Here is a 25,992-nt window from a genome sequence, read left to right on the forward strand (position 1 = left end):
CTGCTGACTGCTAATACACTTAACATTGATAATATCATAACTCTATACTTTTATTATAACTTTTTTTAAAAAGTAATTATTTTTTTGCTTAATTTTTAATTTCGTAGAAAAAAAATTAATTTATAACAATTAATACTCATCTCATGCTCCTTACAAAACATAGATTTTAAATAATAATTATTTTGATAATGATTTACTTTTTAAAAAATATAGTGTATCATTAATACGTTGTTGATTAATTCACAATTTTCTTTTAAGATATGATTGATAAAAATTTATCAAAGAGTTGTTAATGATGTCAAAGAAACAAGCAATCAAAATGAAATTACTTAACAACTTTTAATTTTAGAAAAAATTAGATGAATTAATACTTTTAAATATAAGTATATAAAATAATAATTAATTTAAAACCTAATATTTTTTAGAGTAACCCCTTTTTATTTTTACGAGGTTATTTTTCAAATTATATTTATCACTGTCTTTTCTAAATTTATCCAAAATTTACTTTTTAAGGAGAAAAAAATATATGAGTTTTACAGAACTAAACTTAAAACAAGAACTAACAGCAGCCATTGCTAAATGAGGGTACACAACTCCAACGGCAATTCAAAAGAAAACAATTCCTGTTTCTTTACAAAATAAAGATATCATTGGAAAAAGTCACACTGGAACTGGAAAAACCGCTGCTTTTGTTTTACCAATCTTACATAATTTAGATCTTAAATTATACCGTAACCAAGCAATCATCGTTTGTCCAACAAGAGAACTTGCCATTCAAGTTGCTAAACAAGTAAAGAAATATGCCTACTTTTTAAATGGTGTAAATGTCGCTTTACTATGTGGAGGAGCTAACATCAGAAATCAATTATATGATTTAAGAACAAGTAATATTGTTGTGGGAACACCAGGCCGTATTACTGACCACATTAACCGTGGAAGTTTACGTTTAAACACTATCAAAACCATTGTTTTAGATGAAGCTGATGAAATGTTAAAAATGGGATTCAAAAAAGATATTGATTTCTTATTTGAAAACTCACCAACTGATATTCAAACTGTGCTTTTCTCAGCTACTATGTCAAAACCAGTTTTAAAAATTGCTGATGACTACCAAAACAATCCAGTAAGTATCAGTGTTGAAGATGAATCATCAAAACTACAACAAGAAAATATTAGTCAATTCTACTTTGACTGTCGTAATACAAATAAAGAAACTGCTTTAGTTGCTTTATACCAAAATCTAAAGCCAGAGTTAAGTATTGTCTTTTCAAATACTAAAGCCTTCACTGCACGAATTGCGAAAGTACTTTCTGATAATGGTATTCAATCTGCAGTTATTAATGGTGATAAAAGTCAAAGAGAACGTTTAGAAGCAATGCGTCAATTCAAAAATGGAACTGTTAAAGTCTTAATTGCTACTGACGTTGTTGCTCGTGGAATTGATGTTAACGGAATCGATTACATATTTAACTATGATATCCCTCGTGAACATGAATATTATACACACCGTATTGGACGTACTGCCCGTGCTGGTGCCAAAGGAACTGCTATTACATTAGTAAGCAACAGAACACAATACAATGAACTTCAAGATATTCAATACTATCAAAAACATGATATTAAATTATTTAATAGCGCTGATTGAGAATTACCAAAAAACATTGTTTTAGCACCTGCTACGCAAAAACCAAGTTTCCTATCACGTGATAGAGGAGACAGAGGAAGAAATGATTTCTCACGTAGTAACAATGGTAACTCTAATTGAAGAAAAAAAGACCGTTACTAAATCTTTTAATTAAAATAAAAGTATGCTATACTTTGAGCATACTAAACTAAATTATATAACACCATTAAGTTCTACTTATTATTTTATTAATAATCAGAGCCTAATTTTATTTAAATATTAAGGAGTAGTGAAACAATATGGCAGATGGAACACAACAAAAACCACAAGAACAACAACCAAACAAAGAGTTGCTTAATAAATTAACTAATGAAGAGCAAGAAAAAAAAATTTCTTCACCAAAATCAAACCAAAAAAATTGATTTTTAAAATTTTTAGTACAAATTTTTTGTTTGCCAATTTATAATTTTTTTATAGTAAAGCCTTTTAATTATTTATACCCATCAAAAAAAGAATCAATTGAAAAAAAACCACCTATAAAATTAAATGTGGAAAATAAAGAAGAAAAAACTGATACAACTCTTGCTCAATCATGTACTCAAGCAGAACAAGAACAAGCTAATAATAATAATCAACCACCAACACTAACAGCATAACCTCTATTTAAAATACTTATTAGTACGCTCTAAATCTTTAATATTATCAATATCCCAATGACTATTAAAATCTAAAACATAAGATTTTAATATCATATGATGTTTTATACTATTATTAATTAAATACTTACCAACCATTGTTGTTTTCAACACTAAAACTTGCTCAGGATCATGTAAATCTTGACCAAGTTTTTTTGCTCATAATTTATTAACATATGATCACTCACCTGCTAATAAACTATTAGCATCATGCGACTTAATAATATCAATAATATTACCATCACTACTTAATTCATAAGTTCAATCATCTTTTTTATCATTATCATCACGAGTAACACCAACCATCACATTAGTATCAAACTCATGATTAAAGTGATTAATCGTACTAACCATATCACCAGAAATAATAAAAATATCACTATTACCATCAAAATACTTTGCTACTAATTTCAAAGCATAACCACTATCATAATCTAAATAATACTTATTATGAACTAAAGTTAAATTAGAATATTTAATAGTTAAATATTTAAAATCATTTGCTAAGTAACCAGTAATTACAATAATTTTTGTCAACTCGGGTACTTGCAATAAATTATTAATCGTATGTTCAATTAATGGTACATCATTAAATTTAATTAATGATTTATGAATCTCGTGAGTTAATGGGCGTAATCTCGTACCACTTCCCGCAGCAAAAATAATAGCAACTTTCATTAAAATACTCCTTTTACTTAATAACAAAATTAATAATTTTATTCATAACGAAAATAGTTTTAATTATTGTTTTGTCGTTTAATCATGGTTTAATTTTCTCATTACTAGTAACGATTTTTACAACATCTGCTTGCGATAAATCAACTGGTAATTGACAAGTATGTTTAGTTTTACCATTAATTTGAATAGCAACAGTAACTGTTTTAGCCACTAAAAACTTTTCATTATACGTAGGAAACTTACTATGATTAATGCTTGTTTTATTACCTGTAAGTTCCCATAATTCTTCACTTAAATGTGGAGCAAATGGATTTAATAATTTTAAGAAATTAAATAAATATTCTTGATAAATACTGCTTGCTTTGTAACAAGCATTAATAAAAATCATTAACTGGGCAATAGCGGTATTAAAACTTAAATCATTAATGTCACAAGTAACCTTTTTCACAGTTTGATGATAAATAGTATCTAATGTCATATCATTAGTACTACTAATTTTACTTTGGTATTCACTATCAGTGAACAAACGATAAACACGAGTTAAAAATTTATGACTACCAACAAGGCCACTAGCTAATCATGGTAACGATGCTGTTAAAGGTCCCATAAACATTTCATAAAGACGTAATGTATCAGCACCATATTCATTAATAATATCATCTGGATTAACAACATTACCCCGTGATTTCGACATCTTTTCATTGTTTTCACCAAGAATCATACCTTGATTTACTAGTTTTAAAAACGGTTCTGAAGTTGGTACTAATCCTAAATCATATAACACTAAATGTCAAAATCGAGCATACATTAAATGTAAAACAGCATGCTCTTGGCCACCAATATATAAATCAACTGGTAATCAATGTTTAAACCTGTTCTTAGCAACATTACTATCAAAATCAGCATAAGTACCATCATCATTTTTCATTATATAAGCTAAATAATATCAACAACTACCTGCTCATTGTGGCATCGTATTAACTTCTCTCATACCTGTAACACCATCTGTTCTTGTCACATGTAATCATGATTTACTTGCTTTAATTAAAGGAGCACTACCATCATTTGATGGCTTAATATTGGCCATTTTTGGCAATAATACTGGTAACTCGTGTTCTGACACAGTGCTAATAGTCCCATCTGCTCAATGAATAATCGGAAATGGTTCACCTCAATAACGTTGGCGAGAAAATAATCAATCACATAGTTTATAAGCAGTATGGGATTTACCTTGTTTTAATTTTATTAATTTATCAACAATTAATTTAGTAGCTTCCGTTATATTTTTACCATTAATAAAATCAGAATTAATATATTCACTAGTACCCGTAAAAGGATGAGTTGTATCAGTGGTTTTCATAATAAATGTAATCGGTAATTTTTTAGTTTGTGCAAATAAAAAATCACGAGCATCATGAGCAGGAACTCCCATAATGGCACCAGAGCCATAATGGTTTAAAACGTAATTTCCTACCCATACTGGGATTTTAATTTTTGTTAAGGGGTGAATAACGTAACTACCCGTAAAGACGCCTGTTTTTGAAGTATCTTCACTTTGACGCATTAAATCAGTTTTACTTTGGGCGTTTCGACAATACTTAGTAACTTCATTGCTGTACTCACTTGTCGTTAAATCATGAACTAATGGATGTTCAGGAGCAATGACTAAAAATGAAACACCAAAAATAGTATCAACACGTGATGTAAATACTGTAATTTTATGTTTAGTATTTTCTACTTGAAAATCAACTAGGGTCCCTACACTTTTGCCAATTCAATTCTTTTGTAATTCTTTAACACTATGTGGTCAATCAAGAGTATCTAAACCTTGTAATAATTGTTCAGCATATTTAGTAATTTTAAAAACTCATTGGCGCATGGGTTTTTTAATAACCGGAAAATTACCACGTTCTGAAACCATTTTACCATCAACATTTAATATTTCTTCATTAGCTAAGACTGTTCCTAATTCTGAGCAGAAGTTAACTTCTACATCTTTTAATTGAGCAAGACCCTTTTCATAAAGTTTAATGAAAATTCATTGTGTTCAACGGTAATATTGGGGTTCAGTTGTATTTACTTCTTTATTATAATCAAAACTTAAACCAATACTTTGTAATTGTTTGCGAAAATTATTAATATTTTGTAAAGTAAAAGTTTTTGGATCATGACCAGTATTTAAAGCATATTGTTCAGCAGGTAATCCAAAAGCATCTCATCCAATGGGATGTAATACATTGTAACCATTCATCATTTTAACTCGTGCTATAACGTCAGTGGCACAATACCCTTTGGGATGGCCAACATGTAAACCAGAACCAGAAGGATAAGGAAACATATCAAGTAGATAAGCTTTGGGTTTACTAGTATCATCAAGATAGGTTTTGAAAGTTTGATTTTGTAACCAATATTTTTGTCATTTTTTTTCAATTTTTTGATGATTATAATCCATGGTATTACTCCTTTAAATTGATAGTGTCAAAACATCATATTAACCATAATACCATAATGAATTAATAAGATGCAATTTTTTTATTGTAAAGAAATAAAATATGAGAAGGTCTTATTTGTAAACATATTCTAATTGATTATTATTGCTTATAATCAGTTCTTTAATTTTATCTTTCGTAGATTTATCAATAAATTCATTAATAATTTTATTATTATTTTCTTGATTTTCTGTTATTTTATTACCATATTCATCAAAATCATTAACTAATTTTATAAATAATTCATTTTGTAAATCTTCATTTTTAATGATATTAAATAATATATTTAATCTTTGAAACAAAGGTTCAATTTCTTTTGCTTTAGCCAATGCTTTTTCGAGTTTTCTTTTTTGTTTAGCATTAACTTTAATTAAATTACTAGATATAGAAAATTTATTTTCTATTTGCATTAAATATACTAAGCCATCTAAATATTTAAATACATCTTCAGGAATATTTTTATAAAAAATATAAGTATTTAAATATTGATTTAATAATTCTGTTGTACTTATACTTATAAATTTGTTTAAAATACTTTTTTTTAATTCATTATTAACTAAAATATCTTCTTTTTTATTTATTAAACTAACAATTATTTCTTTAATACCTATAGAAATAATTAATGTTCCTATTGCCTCAATTATCGATATTGTTATAAATAGTAAATAGAGTTATTCAATAAAAGGATAATTTCATAAAATAATATTGCACTTTGAACCACAGGAATCTATTTTTTGTAAAGTTTAACTTTACTTTTAAATATTGCGTATAATTAAATTATGAAATATTTAGGCATTGATTTAGGCAGTAAAACATTAGGTCTTGCTCGTGGTGAAGGAAAAATTGCTTTTAGTTGAAAAACTTTACGTTTCTATGAACATGACTTTAATGATGCCATAGCACAACTAAACACTGTAATAAAGGAATATCAGCCTGATACTCTTGTTTTTGGTTATCCTTTGAATATGGACGGTTCAATTGGTGCTAGTGCGCAAACTGTAAACAAGTTTATTGAAACATTTAAATCACAACAAAATAATGATAAACTAAATATTGTCTTACAAGATGAAAGAAGAACAACATACTCTTCGCAACAAATATTGATTAAAGCTGACGTGTCACGCAACAAGCGAAAAATAGTTAAAGACCAACTAGCAGCAGCAATTATTTTACAATCTTATTTTGACAAAATAAATCAACAAATAGTTTAGGTGAAATAGAAATGAAAAACAAAAAAATTAATTTAATCACCATCGCTGGTGGTAGTGCTTCTGGAAAAAGTACGGTTGCTGAAAAAATTGGTGAAGCTTGTGATAAAAAAATGTTGTTTTTATCGAAATGGATAACTACTATCATGATTTAAGTAAACTGACACTTGAAGAACGAAAACGTACTAATTTTGACCATCCTGATGCTTTTGATATGGAATTATTAATTCATGATTTAGAACAATTATTACTTGGTAATGCTATTGAAGAACCTATTTATGACTTTACAATTAATACGCGCAGTAAAGGAACAAAAGTCATTGGTCCTGGTGATGTTGTTATTCTTGATGGGATTTTTGCTTTAGAGAATGCTATTCTTCGTAAATTATCAACTATTAAAATTTTTGTTGATACTGATAGTGATACAAGATTGTTACGACGAATTAAGCGAGATGTTAGTTTCCGTAATCGTAGTCTTGATAGTGTTTTACAACAATATGCTTTAACAGTAAAACCTATGCATGATGCTTTTGTTGAACCAACAAAAAGGTATGCTGATATTATTATTCCTTTTGATTTTCATAATAGTGTGGCAATTGATATCATTGTTACTAAAATTAAATCAATTATTAAATAAATATAGTTAAAAGATTATTTATTTGTTATTGTTAAACCAATAGGTATAAAAATGCCACTATCACCAGTTGCATTATACGCAATATAGAAATAAACTTTTACATTAGTTTTAGGGTATTTAAAGAAACCATTTTCAACATAATCTGCATTTTTTGGTGTGTTATAAACTTGATCGTAGAAACCTAGTTTTTTAACATCAAATTGTTTTTGCATATCTTTAGATAGTAAAGCAGAAAGCAATTTATCATTATCTTTTTTAAAGATATCTGTTAATTCCTGAACAGCAGTATTATAATTTTCAGTTTTCTTAATAGAAAGTGGTAATGAATTTTCTTCAGTAATAGCATTTTTAATTGCATCTTGAATTTCAGAATCTGAATATTGTTTAACAGTTGTGAAAGTTACGTTAGTAGTTCCATCATATTTACCAATTCCTGCAACATCAGCACTAGTAATAGTAATATTAGTAATTTCAACATCTTTATTTGTTAAATTAATTTTGTCTACTTTATCAATAGCATTCATTACTTCAGCTACTGATGGCTTACTATCTGTAGTAATAATGTCGCCAAGAACTGTATTTTGAATAACAGTTTTAATATCAACTTTCTCTTTTGAAGTTGTAAATGTTACAGTTGTACTACCATCAAAGTTACCAATTCCCACAACTGTGGCATTCTTATCATCTTTAATAGTAATTTTTACATCTTGCTCTGTTAAATTAAGATCTTTATTAACACTATTAATAGCAACTAAAACATCTTTATCTGTCGGTTGTGTACTTGAGCTTGGACCAATTACAGTTCCAAGCTCTTTAGTTTTAATTAAAGCATCAATATTTTTTTCTACTTTAGTTGTAAATGTTACCTTAGTAGTTTCATCATATTTACCAATTCCTGCAACATCAGCACCAGTAGTAGTAATATTTGCAATAGTTACATCCTTATCTGTTAAACTTAAACTATTTACTTTATTAATAGCATCCATTACTTCAGCTACTGACGGTTTATCACTCTTATCACTACTGGGAACAACAATTTCTTTTAATTCCTTGGTAGTAATAATTTTATCAATATTTTGTTTAACATTAGTTGTAAATGTTACAGTTGTACTACCATCAAAGTTACCAATTCCTTCAACTGTAGCATTCTTATCATCTTTAATAGTAATTTTTACATCTTGCTCTGTTAAATTAAGATCTTTATTAACACTATTAATAGCAACTAAAACATCTTTATCTGTCGGTTGTGTACTTGAGCTTGGAACTGTAATTGGTCCAAGTTCTTTAGTTTTAATTAAAGCATCAAGATTTTTCTCTACTTTAGTTGTGAAAGTTACGTTAGTAGTTCCATCATAATTACCAATTCCTTTAATATCAGCACCAGTAATAGTAATATTAGTAATTTCAACATCTTTATCTGTTAAACTAATTTTGTCTACTGTATTAATAGCAATCAATACTTCAGTTGCTGACGGTTTATCACTCTGATCACTACTTGGAACAACAATTTCTTGTAATTCTTTGGTAGTAATAACACTATCAATTTTCTTTAATTGAACAGGATCATTACATGCAACAACTGATAAGGTTGTTGGAACAACTAACACGGTTCCTGCAACTAACATTAATAATTTTTTTAAATTCATATCCTTATATTCCTCCATAAAAACTAATTTATATTTACAACTTGTTTAATAATGAGAAAATAGTTTTAATTATAAATAAACCTCCTTTAATTTCTAAACCTATCATTTTCCCTAAATTTGCACACTAAAAGTCTAAATATATGTTGTAATTATAAAATATAAACTTAATAGTTGCAACTATATTTTAAGAAAAAATAATTTTCGAGTATATTTTAGTATAAAAAATATTTGAAAAATTATCTCATTACTTGCTTTCATATGACATTAAATTTTACTTATTACTCTTACTAATACCAAATGCAATTTTCCTTGATAAATTTCAACTTTTGCTTCCATTAAAATTACTTTATTGATTTGGAAATATTCTTGATAAATTTGATAGAGTTTATGAAATACAGTAACTGCAACAACCGTATTTTCATTTTGTAATTCTAAAAATGCCATTAGTTTTTGATTTTTAGTTAATATTGTTTTAATATTAATAATAATTCCATATACTCGTACATATTGATTAACATATTTATTAAGGTCTACTAAATCAACAGCTTTATTATTAACGTCTAATTGTTGTTGCCATAATGTTTTTGGATTATATTTTAAATATACTCCTAAGGCACGATGTTCATTAATACTATTATTATTTCAATCGTCTTCTCGTTGCAACATTATTGGTTTGGAAATTAAATTAAAGTTAAGAATAGTTTTCTGTGTTGTTTCATCTTTGATTTGCGCTATATTAGCATATTCTAAGGCGGCATTTAAATTTATTAATAACATTGTTCGATTTTGTTCTAAATCATCAAAGGCACCAGCAGCTATTAAGAATTCAATATTTTTACGATTTAAACCAATGAAAATAACTCGGGCACAAAAGTTAAAGAAGTCACGATAAAGTCCATAATTATTACGATCTTTAATAATTAAACTACATGCACCTTGACTCATTTGTTTAATAGCTTGTAAACTATAACGAATAGCCTGGTTATTAACATCAATTAGAAAATCAACACCTGAATACTGCACTGAAGGTGGTAAGATTTTAATGTTATATTTTTGACATTCATTTAAGTATTGCAACATTTTTTGGTCATTACCAATAACACTGCTTAGTAAACAAACCATAAATGGTAATGGATAATTAGCTTTTAAGTACACTAAATAATAGCTAATTAAAGAATAGGCAACAGCATGGGAACGATTAAAACCATAACCGGCAAATTTAGCAATATCATCTCAAATTTGTTTAATAACTTTGTGTTGATAACCGCGAGCAGTAGCACTCTTCATAAATTCAGAAGCTTGTGCTTTCATACTAGCATCATCTTTTTTTCCAATGGCACGACGAATTAAATCAGCTTTGGCTAGTGAGTAACCAGCAATCTTTTGTAAAATTAATAAAATTTGTTCTTGATAAATAACAATCCCATATGTTGATTGTAAAAAAGGAATTAAGTCGGGATGAACATAATTAGGTTTACTCTTGCCTAATTTACAATTAATATAATCTTGAATATAGTCTTGTGGTCCAGGACGAAATAACGATGAAGCTGCAATAATGTCTTCGAAACTATTAGTTTGCATTGCGATTAGAATTTGACGCATACCAGGAGATTCTAGTTGAAAAATACCACTAGTATCACCATTTTTAATAATAGTAAACGTTCTTTCATCATTTAACGGAATTTTTGATAAATTTAAATTAATAGAATAGTGTTCACTTACTTGTTTTAAAATATCTTGTAAAATTGTTAAATTACGTAACCCTAAAATATCCATTTTTACTAGTCCTAGGTTAGCAACAGTTTGCATAGGAAATTGCGTTTGATATATCCCATTAAAACCTAGTTGTAAAGGAACAGTGTCAACTAATGGTGTTTTAGCAATAATAATTCCTGCAGCATGGGTACTTGTTTGACGAGGAAACCCAAGAATTCTTTTGGTTAATGTAAATAATAACGGGTATTTACTAACATATCATTGTAGTTTAGCAGAATTCTTAATCGCAGCTTCAATGTCAAAATTATATTGGATTAGAACAAGTTTACTCATTTCATTAATGTCATCCATACTAATTTGAAAGACACGACCTAAGTCGCGAATGGCCATTTTGCTGGCAATAGTTTGAAATGTAACAATATATGCCACATGTTCTTGTCCATATTTTTGACGAATATATTCAATTATTTCATCACGTCTTGTATCTTCAAAATCAATATCAATATCTGGTAATGAAATTCGTTGGGGATTTAAAAAACGTTCAAAAATTAAATTATAAACAATAGGATCAACATCAGATATTCCAAGGACATATGCTACTAAACTACCAGCAACACTACCTCTTCCTGGTCCCACCATAATATTTTGATTTTTAGCAAATTTAACATAATCATTGACAATTAAAAAATAATCAGCAAAACCCATTTCATTAATAACTTGTAGTTCATATAAAATTCGTTTTACATATACTTGTGAAATTTCTTGACTTTGGAATCGTTTTTCTAACCCTTGTTTACACAATTCTTGTAAATATACAGGACTAGTTAAACCACTAGGACAAGGAAAATTAGGCAAATTTAATTCTTTAGTAATAAGATTAGTTTTAGGAAATTTAATATCACACATTAAAACTAATTTTTCAATGTTTTCGATAATTTCAATGGGATATTCTTTATGTAATTGGTCTTGAGTTTTAAAAATAAATTCCTTACTTTTAACTAAATCTTTTGGTTTTAATTGTTTTTGTTCTTTAATTGCTTTTAAGATTTGATAAGTACTATGTTGGTTTTCTTCTAAATATAAAACTAAATCAATGGGAATAATATTTTTGGTAATCCCTTTTAGTAATTCAATATTAACCATATCAGAGGGTACTAATCCAAAATAAATTAATTGATGGCCAGAAGCATTTAAAATATCATAAATATTTTTAATATAGCGGACATTTTGTTTATCAGCATGAATAATAACAATAATTTCGCGACCTGCAGTCAAGTATCTTTGTACTATTTCATTATTAATTGTTCCATTATTAGTACTAATAATTGTCGAAATAGTCATAAGTTTTTGGTAACCAGAGTAGTTTGTAGCCATTAGTGTTAAGTCTACTTTGATATTAATATTTTCTCAAGTACAATTTAAACCAATTAATGGTTGAATATCATTTTCAACACAAGTAGAATAAAAATCATAGGCACCATAAAGCATGTTTCTATCAACTAGTGATAGTGTTTTAATATTATTTTTTTTAGCAAAGGCAATATATTCTGAAATTTTAATGGTTGATGATAAGAATGAGCAGTTAGAACGAACATTTAAATTAACAGCATATTTCATATTTTTCCCTACATTCTAATATGTTTTATTAATATTCATATTAATTTTAACATTAAATTAAGGTATTAGGGTTTCTTAAGTTAAAATTTTTAGTTCAATAATTCTTGGGATTAGACGTAATTAAAAATGAAGATGACATACAAATTAATAAATCGAAAAAAATATTTATCATAAATAAGTACAAGGTATAAAGAAATGCAGATTTAAAATCTCTTATCCTTAATAATTTTGAATTGATCTTTTAATTTTAAGTTTTTTTCTTGTAAGTTTTTATTTTAATCTAATAAGTCATGATTTTGTTTTTCTAAAGTTGTAATAGTGTTTTTCATTTCTAAAAAATTATTTAAAGATAATGTAATTGCTATATTATAAGGATTGATTTCAATTATTTGCATTAACTTGCTTCCATAACCAATAATATAGAGTTCATTTTAATTAGGAAAGAGAAGGGGTAGAATTTTTAACAGTATTGTCAGAAGAACTACTATTACATTCTGTATTTGCCATTGTTTTTATGTAATCATTGTTACTTCGTGTTGTAGATTTAACTGCTGTTGATAAAGTTGAAGTTGGTAATTTAACATTTTTTGGCAATTTTTCTATTTTCTCTTTAATTTTATTTATTGCTCTATCTTTTCTTTGATTATGATTATAACAATCTAAACTAAAAAATAATAAAAATATATTTAAAAATTTTCCTAATTTCTCTGCTTCTAAGTTTTTTGCTTTATTTTGATAATACTTGAACTCAAAAATTTGAGTTCAAGTTCCACTATATTCTTTTATTTGTGACTCACATTCATTACTTGTGTTATTGGTATTACCCTTCTCTCAATTACTGTCTTTTTTAAAACTTTCATCTCTACTTATATCAACAAATGAAGTTGTAATAATATCAATTAAAAAAATACTACTTTTTAATTTAGGTTTAATACTATAAATTTTTTCCATTATTTGTTCACATCATTCATTGTAAAACACTTCATTGCATATATTATCAGTAATACCATTTTGTTTTTTATATTCATTTCATATAACGTTCCATATTTTCCTGTCTACTACTCGAACTTTTTCTTCTGCTTTAACACATTTATTGTCTATTTTATTACTAGATGTTTTAGTATCTACTAATAGTTGTTCAACTTTCTTTTTCTCATATGAGATAACAATTTTTAATTTTGATTTATATTCAGGGTACAGTTTTTGTCATTCATTATATATTACTTTTATGTCAGAGTCTTTCATTTTTTATTCCTTTTGGTATTTATACTTTCTCCTTAATAAAAATTAAAAACCCTTTAGAAAACTATAAAATTCTCAGGAGTTTTAGCAACTTATATTAAGATATATAAATTATAACACTTAATATTATTCTAAATTAAATAATTAATAATTTCGTTATTTATCCTACTGTTACTACTAATTTATTAACAACTGCTAGTTTTATTTCACTTGAATAAACTTTATATTTCATGTTTTACTCCTTCTGTATTAATTATTTTAATTATATTACAGATTGAAAATTATTTGGAGTAAACTTAGGTAACTTATGCCGCACCAAAAATAAATACTGTAATAATTTTATCATTTATATCCTTTAATTTTGAAATAGAATCAACAATTGTATTAACTAATATCCCCACTTTGAATACCATTTTTCCTTTGACAGTTTTCAATTTTGGTCATATTGTATGTCCTTCCATTTTTATCAAAAATATAGCTACATTTCTAATTTTTCAATGCTTTCAACAGTATCAAAAACAAGTTGTTCTCAATCAATTAATTGTTTTAATTGGTTTTCTAAATTTTCACATTCGTATAATTTTGGTTGTGTCACTGGATTCTTAGGAACAAACAAAGAACAGCAATCAGCAAATGGTAAAATCGATGTTTCATATGTACCAATTTTCTTAGCAAAGTTAATAATATCAACTTTATCTTCAGTAATTAAACTACGTAAAATTGGTAAGGCAGCAACATTATTAATCACATTAATACTTGCTAAAGTTTGCGATGCTACTTGACCAATAGCTTCACCTGTTGCTAAAGCAGGAAAGTTATGTTGTTCAGCAAAGATATTGGCAATGCGAACAAACATGCGGCGCATTAGTGTAATACGATAACTTTCTTTTTTAATATGGCTAATTTCATTTTGTAAATTAGTGAAATTACAAATATATAATTCTTTACTACCAGCATTATACGGTGCTAAGATTTCTACTAATTTTTGAACTTTCTTTAACGCAGCAGGTAACGTAAAAGGTGGTGTCGCAAAATGTAAATACTGAACTTGTAAACCACGTTTCATTAATTTATAAGCTGCCACTGGTGAATCAATACCACCACTTAGTAATAACACTACTTTCCCCGAACTACCAACAGGAAATCCCCCAGCACCATTAATTTTATTAGCAACTAAATAAATATCATTTTGATTAATTTTAATATTAATTTTTAAATCAGGATTAGTTACATCAACGGTTAATGACGTTTTATATAAAATGATAGGAGCAATAACTCTTGTAATTTCATCAGAACTCATTTTGAAAGTTTTATCACTACGAGTGACAAATAGTTTAAAGGTTTTGAAATTCTCTCTATCTTGTTGATTTACTAATTCCAGAACTTTAGTTTTTAATTGCGCAATATCTTTTTCAATTCTAAAAGCAGCAGATAGTGAACTAATACCAAATACTTTTGTTAAGATATTAATAATTGGTGATGTTAGGGCTAAATCTAAATCAGTAATTTCCATGCGGTCATGAAAATGAACAATTTTAATATCTTTAAAATCTTGTAAAATAATTTTAATATTGGTTTTTAATTGTTTAATAAAATCAATACGATTTTTACTTTTAGTTGTTAACTCGCCATAGCGAATGATAATAATTGGTATCATTGATAGTCCTCTTTTGTTATTTTATTCCATTAATTGCAATAATAATGTTAATGCTTGGTGATGATGATTGTTGTGCATATTGGTTTCAATATCATCAAATTTTGATTTTATTTGAAAATTAATAGCACGATGACGATTAGCAAATACTAAGGTAGCGTGTGATAATTTATGAATAGTAATTTCCATTTTAATTGATGTATACAATTGAAAAATTTTATTTTGTATATCATTAAACACTAATAATGATTGATTATTAACATCACTAATTTTAAATTTAACAATCGTATCATTAATTAATTGTTGTAATACCATAAAATTTTCATCATACTTTTCAATTAAATAGTAATAGTTTATATTATTTAAAATAGTATCAATTTGCAACATCATAGAATTAATTTTATTAATAATAATCTCGAATTTAATTTTGGGTTTATTTTGTTGGTTTAACAACTTATTATACTCCCTTAAACTATTAAAGACAAGGATACTGTGTTCAAATAATTCATTTAATATCATCAATAATTGATGATAACTAGTGCTTTTAATTGTTTTTTGGCTTTCAACAATTAATAAATTATCAAAATGATTAAAACTAGATAATTGTTTGTTAATAATAGTTGCTAAATCTTGAACCTTTTCATGATTAAAAACTACTTGTTGTGTTTTAGTAATAGCAATAATTTGACGATTAATATCGGCATATATTTCATTGAAATTAAAATTAATTGTTAAAAAATGAGTATAATTTTGTTTAAAAATTTTATAAAACGTTTGTTCTTTATTAATCTCACTATTAAAAATAGCAATTTTTTCTAAAATTTCACTAACTTGAATTTTAGCTTTTTTATATTGTAAATTATTAATTTGATTAATTGTTAATTTTAATTGTTCTTTAATCACAACTTCAAATTCTTGAAATTGTAATAATAAACTATCATCAATGTTAGTAGTTTGACATTTAGCTTTTAAAGTAATCATTTTTTCTTTAATTTCATCATTAACTAGATAATTAAGCTTTGGTAAATTAGCAATGATTTCTGCTAACGTAACGACAGCAAGCGCAATTTCTCCTAATAAACTAATTGTTTTTGGTAAGTTAGCATCACTAATAACTAATTCTAATTGATTAAACATATCATTAATAATTTTAATTACTGCTTGTAGTTGTTCTTCATTTAAATTATTTTGTAAAGTAATTTTAACCGTTTGGTCTTGTAAATAATTAAAGTTTTGTTTGAAAAATAATTGATATTCACGTAACAATTGGTCAATACTAATAAAGTAATCAATTTCTGTCGTTAATAATTGCATTTGATGTTTTAAAGTTTTACTGCGATGGTAAACTTTTTTCATTAATTTAGCTGCTTTTCAATATTGTTTATTTTTTTGTAATTTAATTGTTTGTTGATAATTTTTAAACAGATTTTTTAAATCTTTTTTTAAAAACAGATGATAACGACTAATTCAAATCCCTAACATGGGAGCATACTGTTCATTAGTAACAACCATTTGTTTAATTCGAATTAAGCGTTCTTTAATATTAACATTTTGGATATATTGAAGATTTTTAAAAGTGGAAAATTGTTTATTTTTATAATTACTTAATAACAATAAAAAACATGCTAAAAGGATAATAACAAGACAAAGTAAAATCATAACGGTAATAGTTATAATTTTTGCCACACTTAAATTATTAATATCTATTACCTTTAACATTTTGTTTGCCTCTCTCTTCTCTGCATTACCTTTGTTAAAATTATTACATATTAGTAGTATCTTATATTTTATTATTTATTTGCTAGGAGATGTTGTGAAATAATAAATAAACCATTTAGTAAAACTTGTGGTTCATCATTGTAGTTGAAATCAAAGTATGATTTTATTTCTGCAACCCCACCACCAGTAACAATAACAGGAAGTGTCATTTGTAGCTCTTGATTAATTTGATTAATGATTCCTTTAATCATAGTATTAAAACCATAACCATAACCAATTGATAACGCATGCAATGTCGTTGTTCCTAACATGGAAGCATAATGTTCTATTTTAAAATCACTAAGCAGTGCAGCATTAGCAATTAGGGCATTTTTACTAGCACTAATTCCTGGACCAATGATAACTCCTGCTAAAGTATTATTTTTAATAATAGTATAAGTAGTGGCTGTACCTAAACTAATGACAATAGCACTTTCATATTTAGCAGTAGCACCAATAGCTAGTGCCATTAGGTCACTACCTAATTGTGGATTATTTAATTTAATTTTTAATGGAATGTGAGCAATTAATTGGTAGTTAAGGATTACTGGTTGACAATGAAAAGTTGTTTTTACTAATGCTTTAAGTAATGGTAAACAACTAGGAACAACACAACTAATGATGGCATTGTCAATGATTAATTTATGATGAGTTTTAAATGCTGTTGTTAGTAACATTTTAGTATCTTTACCTTTAGTGACAATTACTGGCCATTGGTTAATGATTTTGTCATCATCAACAGTGGCAATTTTAATTAAGGTGTTACCAATATCTATCAATAAGGTTTTCATTATTGTAATTGTTGTGCCATTTCTTTAGTTGATGCTAATTCATCATATAAGGTACGAACTAAGTTATTTAGGTTTTCAATTTGCAAAAATTTACCACTACGAGCAATTGAAACTGCCCCTGTTGTTTCACTGACAATCACAGAAACAGCATCTGTTTGTTCAGAAATCCCAATGGCAGCACGGTGACGAGAACCAAATTGCGAAGATATTTTTTTATTAGTTAGTGGAAAGTAAGTAGAAGCACATTCAATACGACCTAAACGAATAATAACTGCTCCATCATGGAGTGGTGAATCTTTAATAAAGATTGATTGTAATAGCTGTGATGTTACTTCGCCATCAATTTTAACACCTAGGTCTGTATATTCATTTAATGAGACATTACGCTCAATAGTTACTAAAGCACCTATCTTTTCTTCTGCAAGTTTAATAATTGCTTCTGATAAGACGCTGGCTAGCATTCTTTTTTCTGAAGTTGCTAGTAATTTCATATATGATTTAGTTCTTGTTGTTCATCATGTTTTTTTACCGCGAATAAAAATAAACATTACTAGTAAAATTAAGATTATCAATAATAATGCAATTGTTACGCCAAATAAAATTCCAATTTCTTCAATTAGTGTTTTATTATAAGGAGTAACTACTGCTGCTAGATTAATAAATATATTTGTAAACATTGACTATAACACCGTGCCTTGCTAAAAATAAGTTTGTTACTATAATTATAAGATAAAAAATTAATTTATGATATTTTTATCATAAATTAATTGTAAATAAAGGTTTTGTTGGTTAGTAGGTTATAACTATGAGTACCTATTTTAGTTAGTTTTGTTTGAATTGGTGCTATTATGGCTTACAAATATCGTCGTAAATAAATGTCTAACAAAAATAAAGTTCACACTGATGTTGGTGTGAATTTTTATTTTTTTATAAAGTGCTTGGTGATATTGAAGGTAAAGTTTGTTTTGATAAGCTTGTTTCATTAAAGTTATTAACTTCAGATGATTGGAAGTCTTTAGTAAAAGAAGAATCTATATTATCCTCATTTAAATCATTTAGAGACTGTGATTTCTTACCATTAATTAAGGAACAGATAGTTTTTAATGATTCAATTTCAACTTTTAATTCTGTAGATTTTTGTTTTAATTCATTATATTTGTCATTAAGTTGTCTAATTGCTTCACTTTCTCACATTCCACATGTAATAAATTTAAGTGGTCAATACCATCATTTCCTTAGAACTTGTTTTTCTTGTTGAAAATTTGATTGAAAATTATTAATTTTTTCATTTAATTCTGCTAAAGTAGTTTGTTTTTGTTTAAATTTTGTTAAATCAGTTAAACTATTAATAAATTCTTTTTTTAGAAAGGTTACAATCTTTGGATTTAATTCATTTTTTTCTATTTTATCTTGAAAAATTTTTAACAACTCTATTATCTTTTGTTCTTTTGATAAATTATCACTATTAATTTCATGCGAAGTATCGCTAATTTCTTTAACAAGACTTTCTTTATTGGTGCTTATTCAATTTTTAACCTCTAAAAATTGTTTTAATATTTTTTTTATTTTTAAATAATTATTTCTATCAGCAACTATTAAAGCATCACCATTAACAGTGGCGCCATGATTTAATAAAAATTCAACTACGTCTTTATGACCCTTTGCAACAGCAACTAGTACTAAAACAGTTAAAACAGCAGGATTAGTAGGAATCATTAGCTCAGTAAAGTTTTGTACATTAACATCAATGTCAACGAATTTTAATAAAATATCAATTTTGAATTTTTTTTCAGCAACATGTAAAACCACTTCAACACTATTATCTGCAACATTAATAACAGTATCTGCAATTAACAATGATCTAACTTTTTCTAAATCATTATTTTTAACAGCTAATTTTAATTCAGCATTCATTTTTCTGTTCTCCTTTTAAAATTCAATTTCTTAATAAAAGAAACCTTTTGAAAATTTTATAATTTTCAAAAGGTTTTCACAACTGATATTAAGATATGCAAATTATAACACTAATATTATTCTAAACTAAATATTTTTTTTAATAATTTCAGTTATTTCACATACTGCTACTTCTAAATCATCATTAACAACAACATAATCATACTGATGTTGCACTTTAAACTCTTCTTTAGCTTTATTCAAACGCTTCTCAATAATTTCATCAGACTCACTAGCACGCATCCTAATTCTTTGTTCTAATGCTTGATATGAAGGAGGCATAATAAAAATACTCATAATATCCTTACGATGTTCATAATTTTTTAAAACTTGACTTGCCCCATCAACTTCAATTTCTAAAATCACATTATATCCTTGATTTTGTAAATTTAAAACATAACTCTTGCTAGTACCATAATAATTACCAATAAAATTGGTGTACTCTAAAAAATCATTTTTTTCAATATTCTTCATAAACGTTGTTTTATCAACAAAAAAATAATTAATACCATCTTGCTCTTTATTACGTGGTTGTCTTGTTGTCATGGACACTGAATAGGCTAAATTTAATTTTTTATTTTCAAAGAGTTTGCTAATTATTGCTCCTTTTCCAACACCACTTGGACCAGATAAAATAATTAACTTTCCTTTTTTATGCAACATGGATTATCTACTTTCTATTTTCACAAAATTGAATTATTTTAATATATATTTTACCGTATTTTTTATTAGATAATACTTTAAATTAGAAATTTAATTGTAAATTATCAAGTGGCACATTAGTTTCTAGCATAATAATCGCATTATCATTTAATAAATCATTATTGACAAAATAATCAAGAATTCACTGTTGACAAGTAATATTAGCAAATGGGGGATCAATCAATAAAATATCACACTTACTATTTAAAGTTTTGCTAAATGTTTGGTAATCTAAATTAGTTAATTTACTATCATTTTGTAAATTACAAGCTAATAAATTTTGTTTAATAATTTTATAAGCAGCAATATTAATATCATTGGCATAAGCAAATTTAGCACCACGCGATAAACTTTCAATAACTAAATTACCACTTCCCGTAAATAAATCAACCACAATTTTATTATCAAAGTCACAATAATTAGTCATAATATTAAAAATATTTTCTTTAATTCTATTAAGCGTTGGTCTGGTATCTAGTCCATCTAATGTTACTAATTTTTTACCCTTTAATTTTCCAGCAATAATTTTCATATTTTCTCCTAATTTTCGTTTTAATTTATAACAAAAGTAAAGTGATACATGATAAAGCATTCTTTATATTAATAATCAATGCAATTAATCAACAAAAATTAGTTAAAATTCACTATATAAATGTGGTGTAACAGCACAAATTGACCTATCACTACTTTTCTGCAAAATTAATAAATTTTCGTTTATAATAACTTTATCATTAAATTTGATAAAATCAAGTTTAGTTTATAATGTGAAAAGAAAAATGGAAAGATAATGAAGGGGAGTAAAATGTTAAAACTATTACAAAACGAAAAACCAGATAGTTCATGAATAACACAAGATACTACTAAAACATTGTTAGACACTTGTACTGAAGTTGTTTTACCGTTAACTAATAACGATAAAGATATTATGAAAAAAATGATTGATTGAGTAAAAGCATCACAAGATGATGAATTTAATGCCAACAATGTCATAATAGAAGCCATCGGAATTGCTGCCCCACAAATTGGGAAAAATGTTAATATGTACTATATATTACTACCAATTTCAAATAAAGATGGAACTATTACTTACTATGAACATGCTTTAATTAATCCGAAGATTATTGGTCGTAGTGAGCAAATTGCTGCTTTAAAAAAAGGTGAAGGATGCCTAAGTGTTACTACCAAACATCATGAAGGATTAGTACCCCGCAGTTATAAAATCAAAGTTACTGGTTTTGATTACTTGAAAAATAAAAAAGTTAATTTAACAATACGAGGGTATGAAGCTATTGTTTTTCAACACGAGCAAGACCATTTAGAAGGGAAACTGTTTTATCACCATATTAATAAGGAAAATCCTTGACATAGTAACGAAGAATGGATTATTATATAAGGTAGGACAATAATTTAACTTTATTAAAATTTTACTTTAATTATAATTTAACTTAATGAACATATAAATATTAAGCTCATTACTATTTTTATTTTGGTTTATTATTTGCTTGTATACTAATAAATATTTAAAAAGAAAGAACTCTATACAAAAGAGGAGGAATAAAAATGACTGAAGCACTTATTAAACCTACTCCACCATCGCCTAAAAAAGAAATAACTAAAATCTATGCACTTGGTGGTTTAGAAGAAGTTGGAAAAAACACTTATGTTATTGAACAAGGTGAAGAAATAATTATTATTGATGCTGGAGTAAAATTTGCCGATGCTACTATGCCAGGAATTGAAGCTGTGATTCCTGACTATAGTTATTTAAAAGAAAACAGACATAAAATTAAAGGAATTTTTATTACTCATGGTCATGAAGACCACATTGGTGGGATTCCTTATTTATTAAAAGAAATTAATGATATTCCAGTAATTTATGCTCCCAATTTAGCTGCTGCTATAATTCGTTATAAACTTAAAGATAAAGGTGTTAAATCAAAAGTAAGAATCGAAGTAGTAGATGGAACAAGTAAAATTAAAACTAACCGTTTTATTATTAGTTTCTTTGCTGTTAACCATTCCATTCCTGATGCTTATGGAATTTGTGTGGAAAACTCTAATGGAACTGTTGTCACTACTGGTGACTATAAATTTGACTGGACACCATTAGGTCACAAAGCCGACATTGATAAAATGGCACAGATGGGACAAAAAGGAGTAACTTTATTTTTAGCTGACTCTACTAATGCTGAAGTCCCTGGTTATACTATGACAGAAATGCTAGTAGTAAAACGAATTAGTGAACTATTTGTCAAAGCCAAAGGTCGTATCTTAATTTCTACTTTTGCTTCTAACATCCACCGTTTACAACAAATTATTGAAGTTGCTACTAAACATAATCGTAAAGTTATTGTTGTGGGAAGAAGTTTAGAACGAATTGTTACTGTCATTCGACAAATGGGACATTTAAAAGTCCGTGATAGTTCTTTTATCAAACCAGAAGAAATCAAAAAATATGATAATAACCAAATTGTTATTATTTGTACTGGTTCGCAAGGAGAACCAATGGCAGTCCTTTCAAGAATTGCTAACCGTGAGCACCATCAAATTAAAGTTGTAGCCGGTGATACTGTTATTTTCTCTTCATCTGCTATTCCTGGTAATCGTGCTGATGTGGAACGAGTAGTAAATAAACTAACAAGACTTAGTGCTATTGTTGAAGAAAACTCACCATTAAACTGACTGCATACTTCAGGACATGCTTCACAAGAAGAACAAAAATTAATGTTAAACTTAATTAAACCTTCTTACTTTATGCCTATGCATGGTGACTATCGTATGTTAAAGGTTCATAAAGAAACTGCAGTTTCTATTGGTATGCCTGAAGAAAATGTCTTTATTTGTGCTAATGGTGATCCAATTATTATGGATATGGGTAAATGTCATTTAAGTGATAAACGAATTCCTGCTGATCCCATTTATGTTGATGGTGGTAAAGATATGTCAGGAGTAACTACTGCTGCTGTCATTCGCGACCGTCAAATTTTATCTAAAGATGGATTAATTGCCATTGTCATATCAATTGATTCACAAAATAATAAATTATTAGCACCACCTACTTTTATTTCTCGCGGTTCATTCTATGTTCGGGATGCTGCACCATTAGTATCTGAAGCTATTTCATTAGTAACAAAAGCTATTAATGAAGTATTAAAAAGTGAACGTCCAACTTTTGGTACTATTAAAAATGCTGTTAAATCAACTTTAGCACCTTTTATCTTTAAGAAAAAAAGAAGAAATCCACTAATTATTCCTGTTATTTTAAATAAAAAATAAACTATATTAAAAACTAGTATTTGATAGGAGAAATACTAGTTTTTATTTTTTAGATTAAGGATTAAGTTTTATGAAAAAGAATTATTTATTATTAGCTTTTAGGATAATGGGATTTTAGGATTAAGTTTTTTTAAATTCCAACTTTTATTAAAGTTACATTTAGAGTTTTTAAATCTGCTTCTGTTGAAGCTAATGATAGTTGTTGCGTTTTATTTTACAAATCAAGTAATGCAACAATTATCAGAAGTCATTTCAACATATGAGTTTTATTCATTAACACCTCCTTCCTACAAAAGTATAAAACATAAAATAAAAAAACTTTAAAAACTATCACTGGTACGAATAAATTTTTTATTTGAAGTTTATGAATTAATTTCTTGCATAAGTTTGTCAAGTTCTTTAAAGTCTTCTTGCGTGAAGTCACCTAATGTTAACTCTTTATTAGTTCCAGAAGCATAATGGAACGTGATATTATTATCATTAAATACTTCAACAAAAAGTAAATTAATTTTATTTATTCATTGACCTTTAAACTTAAACATTATTTTTGTCATTCTAACTACCCCCTTTCTAAATAAAATATAAACCAAAAATTAACCCTTTGAAATAAAGTTATAACGTAGTTGAATAATTTCATAAAATCTAAAAAAATATTCTTGAATGATTCCAGCAGTATTCTTTGACCCACAATATCGCGGAGTATTAGATAAATTATCTTATGGTAATAAAGGTAAACGGCAAATTAAGCGTGCTAAATTAGAACAAATGAATGATGAAACTATTATTAGTTTCATTAAAAAAATTGATAATGTATTAATGGAAACAGGGCATTTATTCTTATGAATTGATAAATTTCATTTATGCCAAGGTATCCAACCATGAATTAACGAAACAGGGTTAGTAATTGTTGATATGATTGTTTGAGATAAAGTACGAATGGGAATGGGATATAGAACTAGAAAACAAACTGAATACTTGTTAATATTACAAAAAACCACCCATTAGAGCCAAAGATATATGAAAAACTAGAAATATTAGAGATTTTTGATCTGAAAAAATCAATGATAAATTTCATCCTCATCAAAAACCATTAGCTTTACAAGCTGAACTTATTACTGCTGTTACTAATGAAGGTGATATTATTTTAGACCCAGCAGCTGGAAGTTTTTCAACTATACACTCTGCTATAACTAAAAATAGAACATTTCTTGGATGTGATATCAAGGATAGTGAAACTAATGGCATTAATTAAAGATAGAAAAGAAAAACCAACGTACTAGTGGTGCTTATGACAGAATTTTCAACAATAAGAAATTAGGTAACCTGATAACGAAAGTACAAGCTACTTCTATTGCAAATGGTACTGAATTAGAAACAATAATATTAGCAAAAGCAAAAAACATAGTTGTTAATAATATTTTACAATTTGAGCAAATTTTAAAACGTCAGTTGCCAAATAAAGAAATTTTTATTATACCTAAAAAAATAGTAAAAAAATCTAGTGTTTCTAATAAAAAAGAACCTGATTTTTTAATTATCCAAAAGACAAGTGATGTTTTAAATATCATTGAAATAAAAGATGGTTGAGTTTTTGACACTAAAAAAGCTGCTGGTGAATATCAACAGTTAAAGGATTTTCAAAACGAAATATCAAAAGTTATAAGTTATAAAATAAAAATTTTTATGTGTAATTTTAATAACAATAATAAAGTAAACATCTTTAATGGTTTTAAGAAAAAAATACCTTTAGAACATATAATGACTGGTGCTGAATTTTGTCATTTAGTAAATATTAGTTATGAAGAAATATCTAATGAACGAAATAAAGAAGGAAACCAAAACTTTCAATACTTTATTCAACAATTACTACTAATAGATGAAGTTAAAATAGAAATACAAACACTTCTTTTACCTAAGAATTAATTTTTCTAATTATATTTTTTCCTATACTACATTTTTTTAAAATAGTATCTGTTATCCAATCAATGTTTAATGTTACTCTTATGGGAGTGTAACAAAAATCCGGAATTAATTATTCAATATTGTCTAATTATCATTTAGACGAGAAATAATTAAGAATTTTTATGTAATTGTAATTTAATAATACTCCTAATAATAAATAATTGCAATTAAAATGCATACTATAATTATTTTCAATAGTTTAGTATATGCAAGTCCATAACAAAAATGCTTACTAAACAGACATTTAATAAGTTTTTAAGATTTAATTTAAAAATTAGATTATGGTTTTAAATTAATTTCTTGACATTTAAAGATAATCATTTTCTTATATGTTTCAATACTAT

At 26.6% G+C, this 25,992-nt stretch carries 22 protein-coding genes and 1 pseudogene; 9 read left to right on the plus strand and 14 right to left on the minus strand.

Features of this window, described 5'->3' with window-relative positions:
* The first annotated feature begins 526 nt into the window (after positions 1-526).
* Together RDJ14_RS00105 and RDJ14_RS00110 are read left to right on the plus strand one after the other, a co-directional pair.
* Entirely contained in the window at positions 527-1,786 is a 1,260-nt protein-coding gene (locus RDJ14_RS00105) for a DEAD/DEAH box helicase (RefSeq protein WP_308149333.1), read from the plus strand.
* Positions 1,787-1,923: 137 nt separating this feature from the next.
* Entirely contained in the window at positions 1,924-2,280 is a 357-nt protein-coding gene (locus RDJ14_RS00110; RefSeq protein WP_308149334.1) for a hypothetical protein, read from the plus strand.
* Between the two features lie 3 nt (positions 2,281-2,283).
* On the opposite strand, the gene RDJ14_RS00115 is transcribed toward RDJ14_RS00110, so the two are convergent.
* The 3 genes from RDJ14_RS00115 to RDJ14_RS00125 form a co-directional block, all read right to left on the minus strand.
* Entirely contained in the window at positions 2,284-2,997 is a 714-nt protein-coding gene (locus tag RDJ14_RS00115; RefSeq protein ID WP_308149335.1) for a sugar phosphate nucleotidyltransferase, read from the minus strand.
* A gap of 13 nt (positions 2,998-3,010) precedes the next feature.
* A complete protein-coding gene (gene leuS / locus RDJ14_RS00120) occupies positions 3,011-5,449 on the minus strand; it encodes a leucine--tRNA ligase (RefSeq protein WP_308149336.1) in 2,439 nt (812 codons plus the stop codon).
* A 111-nt stretch (positions 5,450-5,560) separates the two neighbouring features.
* Complete coding sequence (locus RDJ14_RS00125) at positions 5,561-5,896, minus strand: hypothetical protein (RefSeq protein ID WP_308149337.1); 336 nt, start codon at positions 5,894-5,896, stop codon at positions 5,561-5,563.
* Between the two features lie 369 nt (positions 5,897-6,265).
* Between RDJ14_RS00125 and ruvX the strand changes: the two genes are divergently transcribed.
* Positions 6,266-6,697: a Holliday junction resolvase RuvX gene (gene ruvX / locus RDJ14_RS00130; RefSeq protein ID WP_308149338.1), complete on the plus strand. Its 432-nt coding sequence runs from the start codon at positions 6,266-6,268 to the stop codon at positions 6,695-6,697.
* A gap of 11 nt (positions 6,698-6,708) precedes the next feature.
* A pseudogene (gene udk / locus RDJ14_RS00140) lies at positions 6,709-7,331 on the plus strand (uridine kinase).
* Positions 7,332-7,345: 14 nt separating this feature from the next.
* On the opposite strand, the gene RDJ14_RS00145 reads toward udk, so the two are convergent.
* The 10 genes from RDJ14_RS00145 to RDJ14_RS00190 all read right to left on the minus strand — a co-directional run bounded on the left by RDJ14_RS00145 (position 7,346) and on the right by RDJ14_RS00190 (position 20,942).
* Entirely contained in the window at positions 7,346-8,977 is a 1,632-nt protein-coding gene (locus RDJ14_RS00145) for a hypothetical protein (RefSeq protein ID WP_308149341.1), read from the minus strand.
* A gap of 264 nt (positions 8,978-9,241) precedes the next feature.
* Complete coding sequence (locus RDJ14_RS00150; protein WP_308149342.1) at positions 9,242-12,310, minus strand: DNA polymerase III subunit alpha; 3,069 nt, start codon at positions 12,308-12,310, stop codon at positions 9,242-9,244.
* A 435-nt stretch (positions 12,311-12,745) separates the two neighbouring features.
* The gene (locus RDJ14_RS00155) at positions 12,746-13,555 is read right to left on the minus strand and encodes a hypothetical protein (RefSeq protein ID WP_308149343.1); all 810 of its coding nucleotides are present in this window, start codon (positions 13,553-13,555) and stop codon (positions 12,746-12,748) included.
* Positions 13,556-14,030: 475 nt separating this feature from the next.
* Positions 14,031-15,209, minus strand: coding sequence for a tRNA uracil 4-sulfurtransferase ThiI (gene thiI, locus RDJ14_RS00160; protein ID WP_308149344.1), 1,179 nt, complete (start codon positions 15,207-15,209; stop codon positions 14,031-14,033).
* 21 nt (positions 15,210-15,230) lie between these two features.
* Positions 15,231-16,925, minus strand: coding sequence for a hypothetical protein (locus tag RDJ14_RS00165; protein ID WP_308149345.1), 1,695 nt, complete (start codon positions 16,923-16,925; stop codon positions 15,231-15,233).
* A 71-nt stretch (positions 16,926-16,996) separates the two neighbouring features.
* Positions 16,997-17,743, minus strand: a complete 747-nt coding sequence (locus tag RDJ14_RS00170) for a type III pantothenate kinase (RefSeq protein WP_308149346.1) — start codon at positions 17,741-17,743, stop codon at positions 16,997-16,999.
* A gap of 11 nt (positions 17,744-17,754) precedes the next feature.
* Positions 17,755-18,432, minus strand: coding sequence for a DNA integrity scanning protein DisA nucleotide-binding domain protein (locus RDJ14_RS00175; RefSeq protein ID WP_308149347.1), 678 nt, complete (start codon positions 18,430-18,432; stop codon positions 17,755-17,757).
* Between the two features lie 250 nt (positions 18,433-18,682).
* Positions 18,683-19,669 carry an ankyrin repeat domain-containing protein gene (locus RDJ14_RS00180; protein WP_308149348.1) on the minus strand — a complete coding sequence of 329 codons (987 nt, stop codon included), beginning with the start codon at positions 19,667-19,669 and terminating at the stop codon, positions 18,683-18,685.
* Positions 19,670-19,795: 126 nt separating this feature from the next.
* Positions 19,796-20,371 carry a guanylate kinase gene (gene gmk, locus RDJ14_RS00185; RefSeq protein ID WP_308149349.1) on the minus strand — a complete coding sequence of 192 codons (576 nt, stop codon included), beginning with the start codon at positions 20,369-20,371 and terminating at the stop codon, positions 19,796-19,798.
* An 82-nt stretch (positions 20,372-20,453) separates the two neighbouring features.
* The gene (locus tag RDJ14_RS00190; protein WP_308149350.1) at positions 20,454-20,942 is read right to left on the minus strand and encodes an RsmD family RNA methyltransferase; all 489 of its coding nucleotides are present in this window, start codon (positions 20,940-20,942) and stop codon (positions 20,454-20,456) included.
* Positions 20,943-21,212: 270 nt separating this feature from the next.
* Between RDJ14_RS00190 and def the strand changes: the two genes are divergently transcribed.
* Both def and RDJ14_RS00200 read left to right on the plus strand, forming a co-directional pair.
* Positions 21,213-21,803, plus strand: coding sequence for a peptide deformylase (gene def, locus RDJ14_RS00195; RefSeq protein WP_308149351.1), 591 nt, complete (start codon positions 21,213-21,215; stop codon positions 21,801-21,803).
* Between the two features lie 167 nt (positions 21,804-21,970).
* Entirely contained in the window at positions 21,971-23,686 is a 1,716-nt protein-coding gene (locus tag RDJ14_RS00200) for a ribonuclease J (protein WP_308149352.1), read from the plus strand.
* A gap of 362 nt (positions 23,687-24,048) precedes the next feature.
* Here the strand turns inward: RDJ14_RS00200 and RDJ14_RS00205 are convergent, their stop codons facing one another.
* On the minus strand, positions 24,049-24,240 hold the full coding sequence (locus tag RDJ14_RS00205) for a hypothetical protein (RefSeq protein WP_308149353.1): 192 nt from the start codon (positions 24,238-24,240) through the stop codon (positions 24,049-24,051).
* A 106-nt stretch (positions 24,241-24,346) separates the two neighbouring features.
* On the opposite strand from RDJ14_RS00205, the gene RDJ14_RS00210 reads away from it, so the two are divergent.
* The 3 genes from RDJ14_RS00210 (at position 24,347) to RDJ14_RS00215 (ending at position 25,609) form a co-directional block, all read left to right on the plus strand.
* Positions 24,347-24,691 (plus strand): hypothetical protein, encoded by a 345-nt coding sequence (locus RDJ14_RS00210; protein WP_308149354.1) that lies wholly within the window; start codon positions 24,347-24,349, stop codon positions 24,689-24,691.
* A 106-nt stretch (positions 24,692-24,797) separates the two neighbouring features.
* Positions 24,798-24,938, plus strand: a complete 141-nt coding sequence (locus RDJ14_RS05205) for a DNA methyltransferase (protein ID WP_374047450.1) — start codon at positions 24,798-24,800, stop codon at positions 24,936-24,938.
* A gap of 197 nt (positions 24,939-25,135) precedes the next feature.
* Positions 25,136-25,609: a hypothetical protein gene (locus RDJ14_RS00215; RefSeq protein ID WP_308149355.1), complete on the plus strand. Its 474-nt coding sequence runs from the start codon at positions 25,136-25,138 to the stop codon at positions 25,607-25,609.
* Positions 25,610-25,992: the final 383 nt, after the last annotated feature.

This window comes from Spiroplasma sp. AdecLV25b (genome assembly GCF_030913225.1).
Lineage (GTDB): Bacteria > Bacillota_I > Bacilli_A > Mycoplasmatales > VBWQ01 > Spiroplasma_E.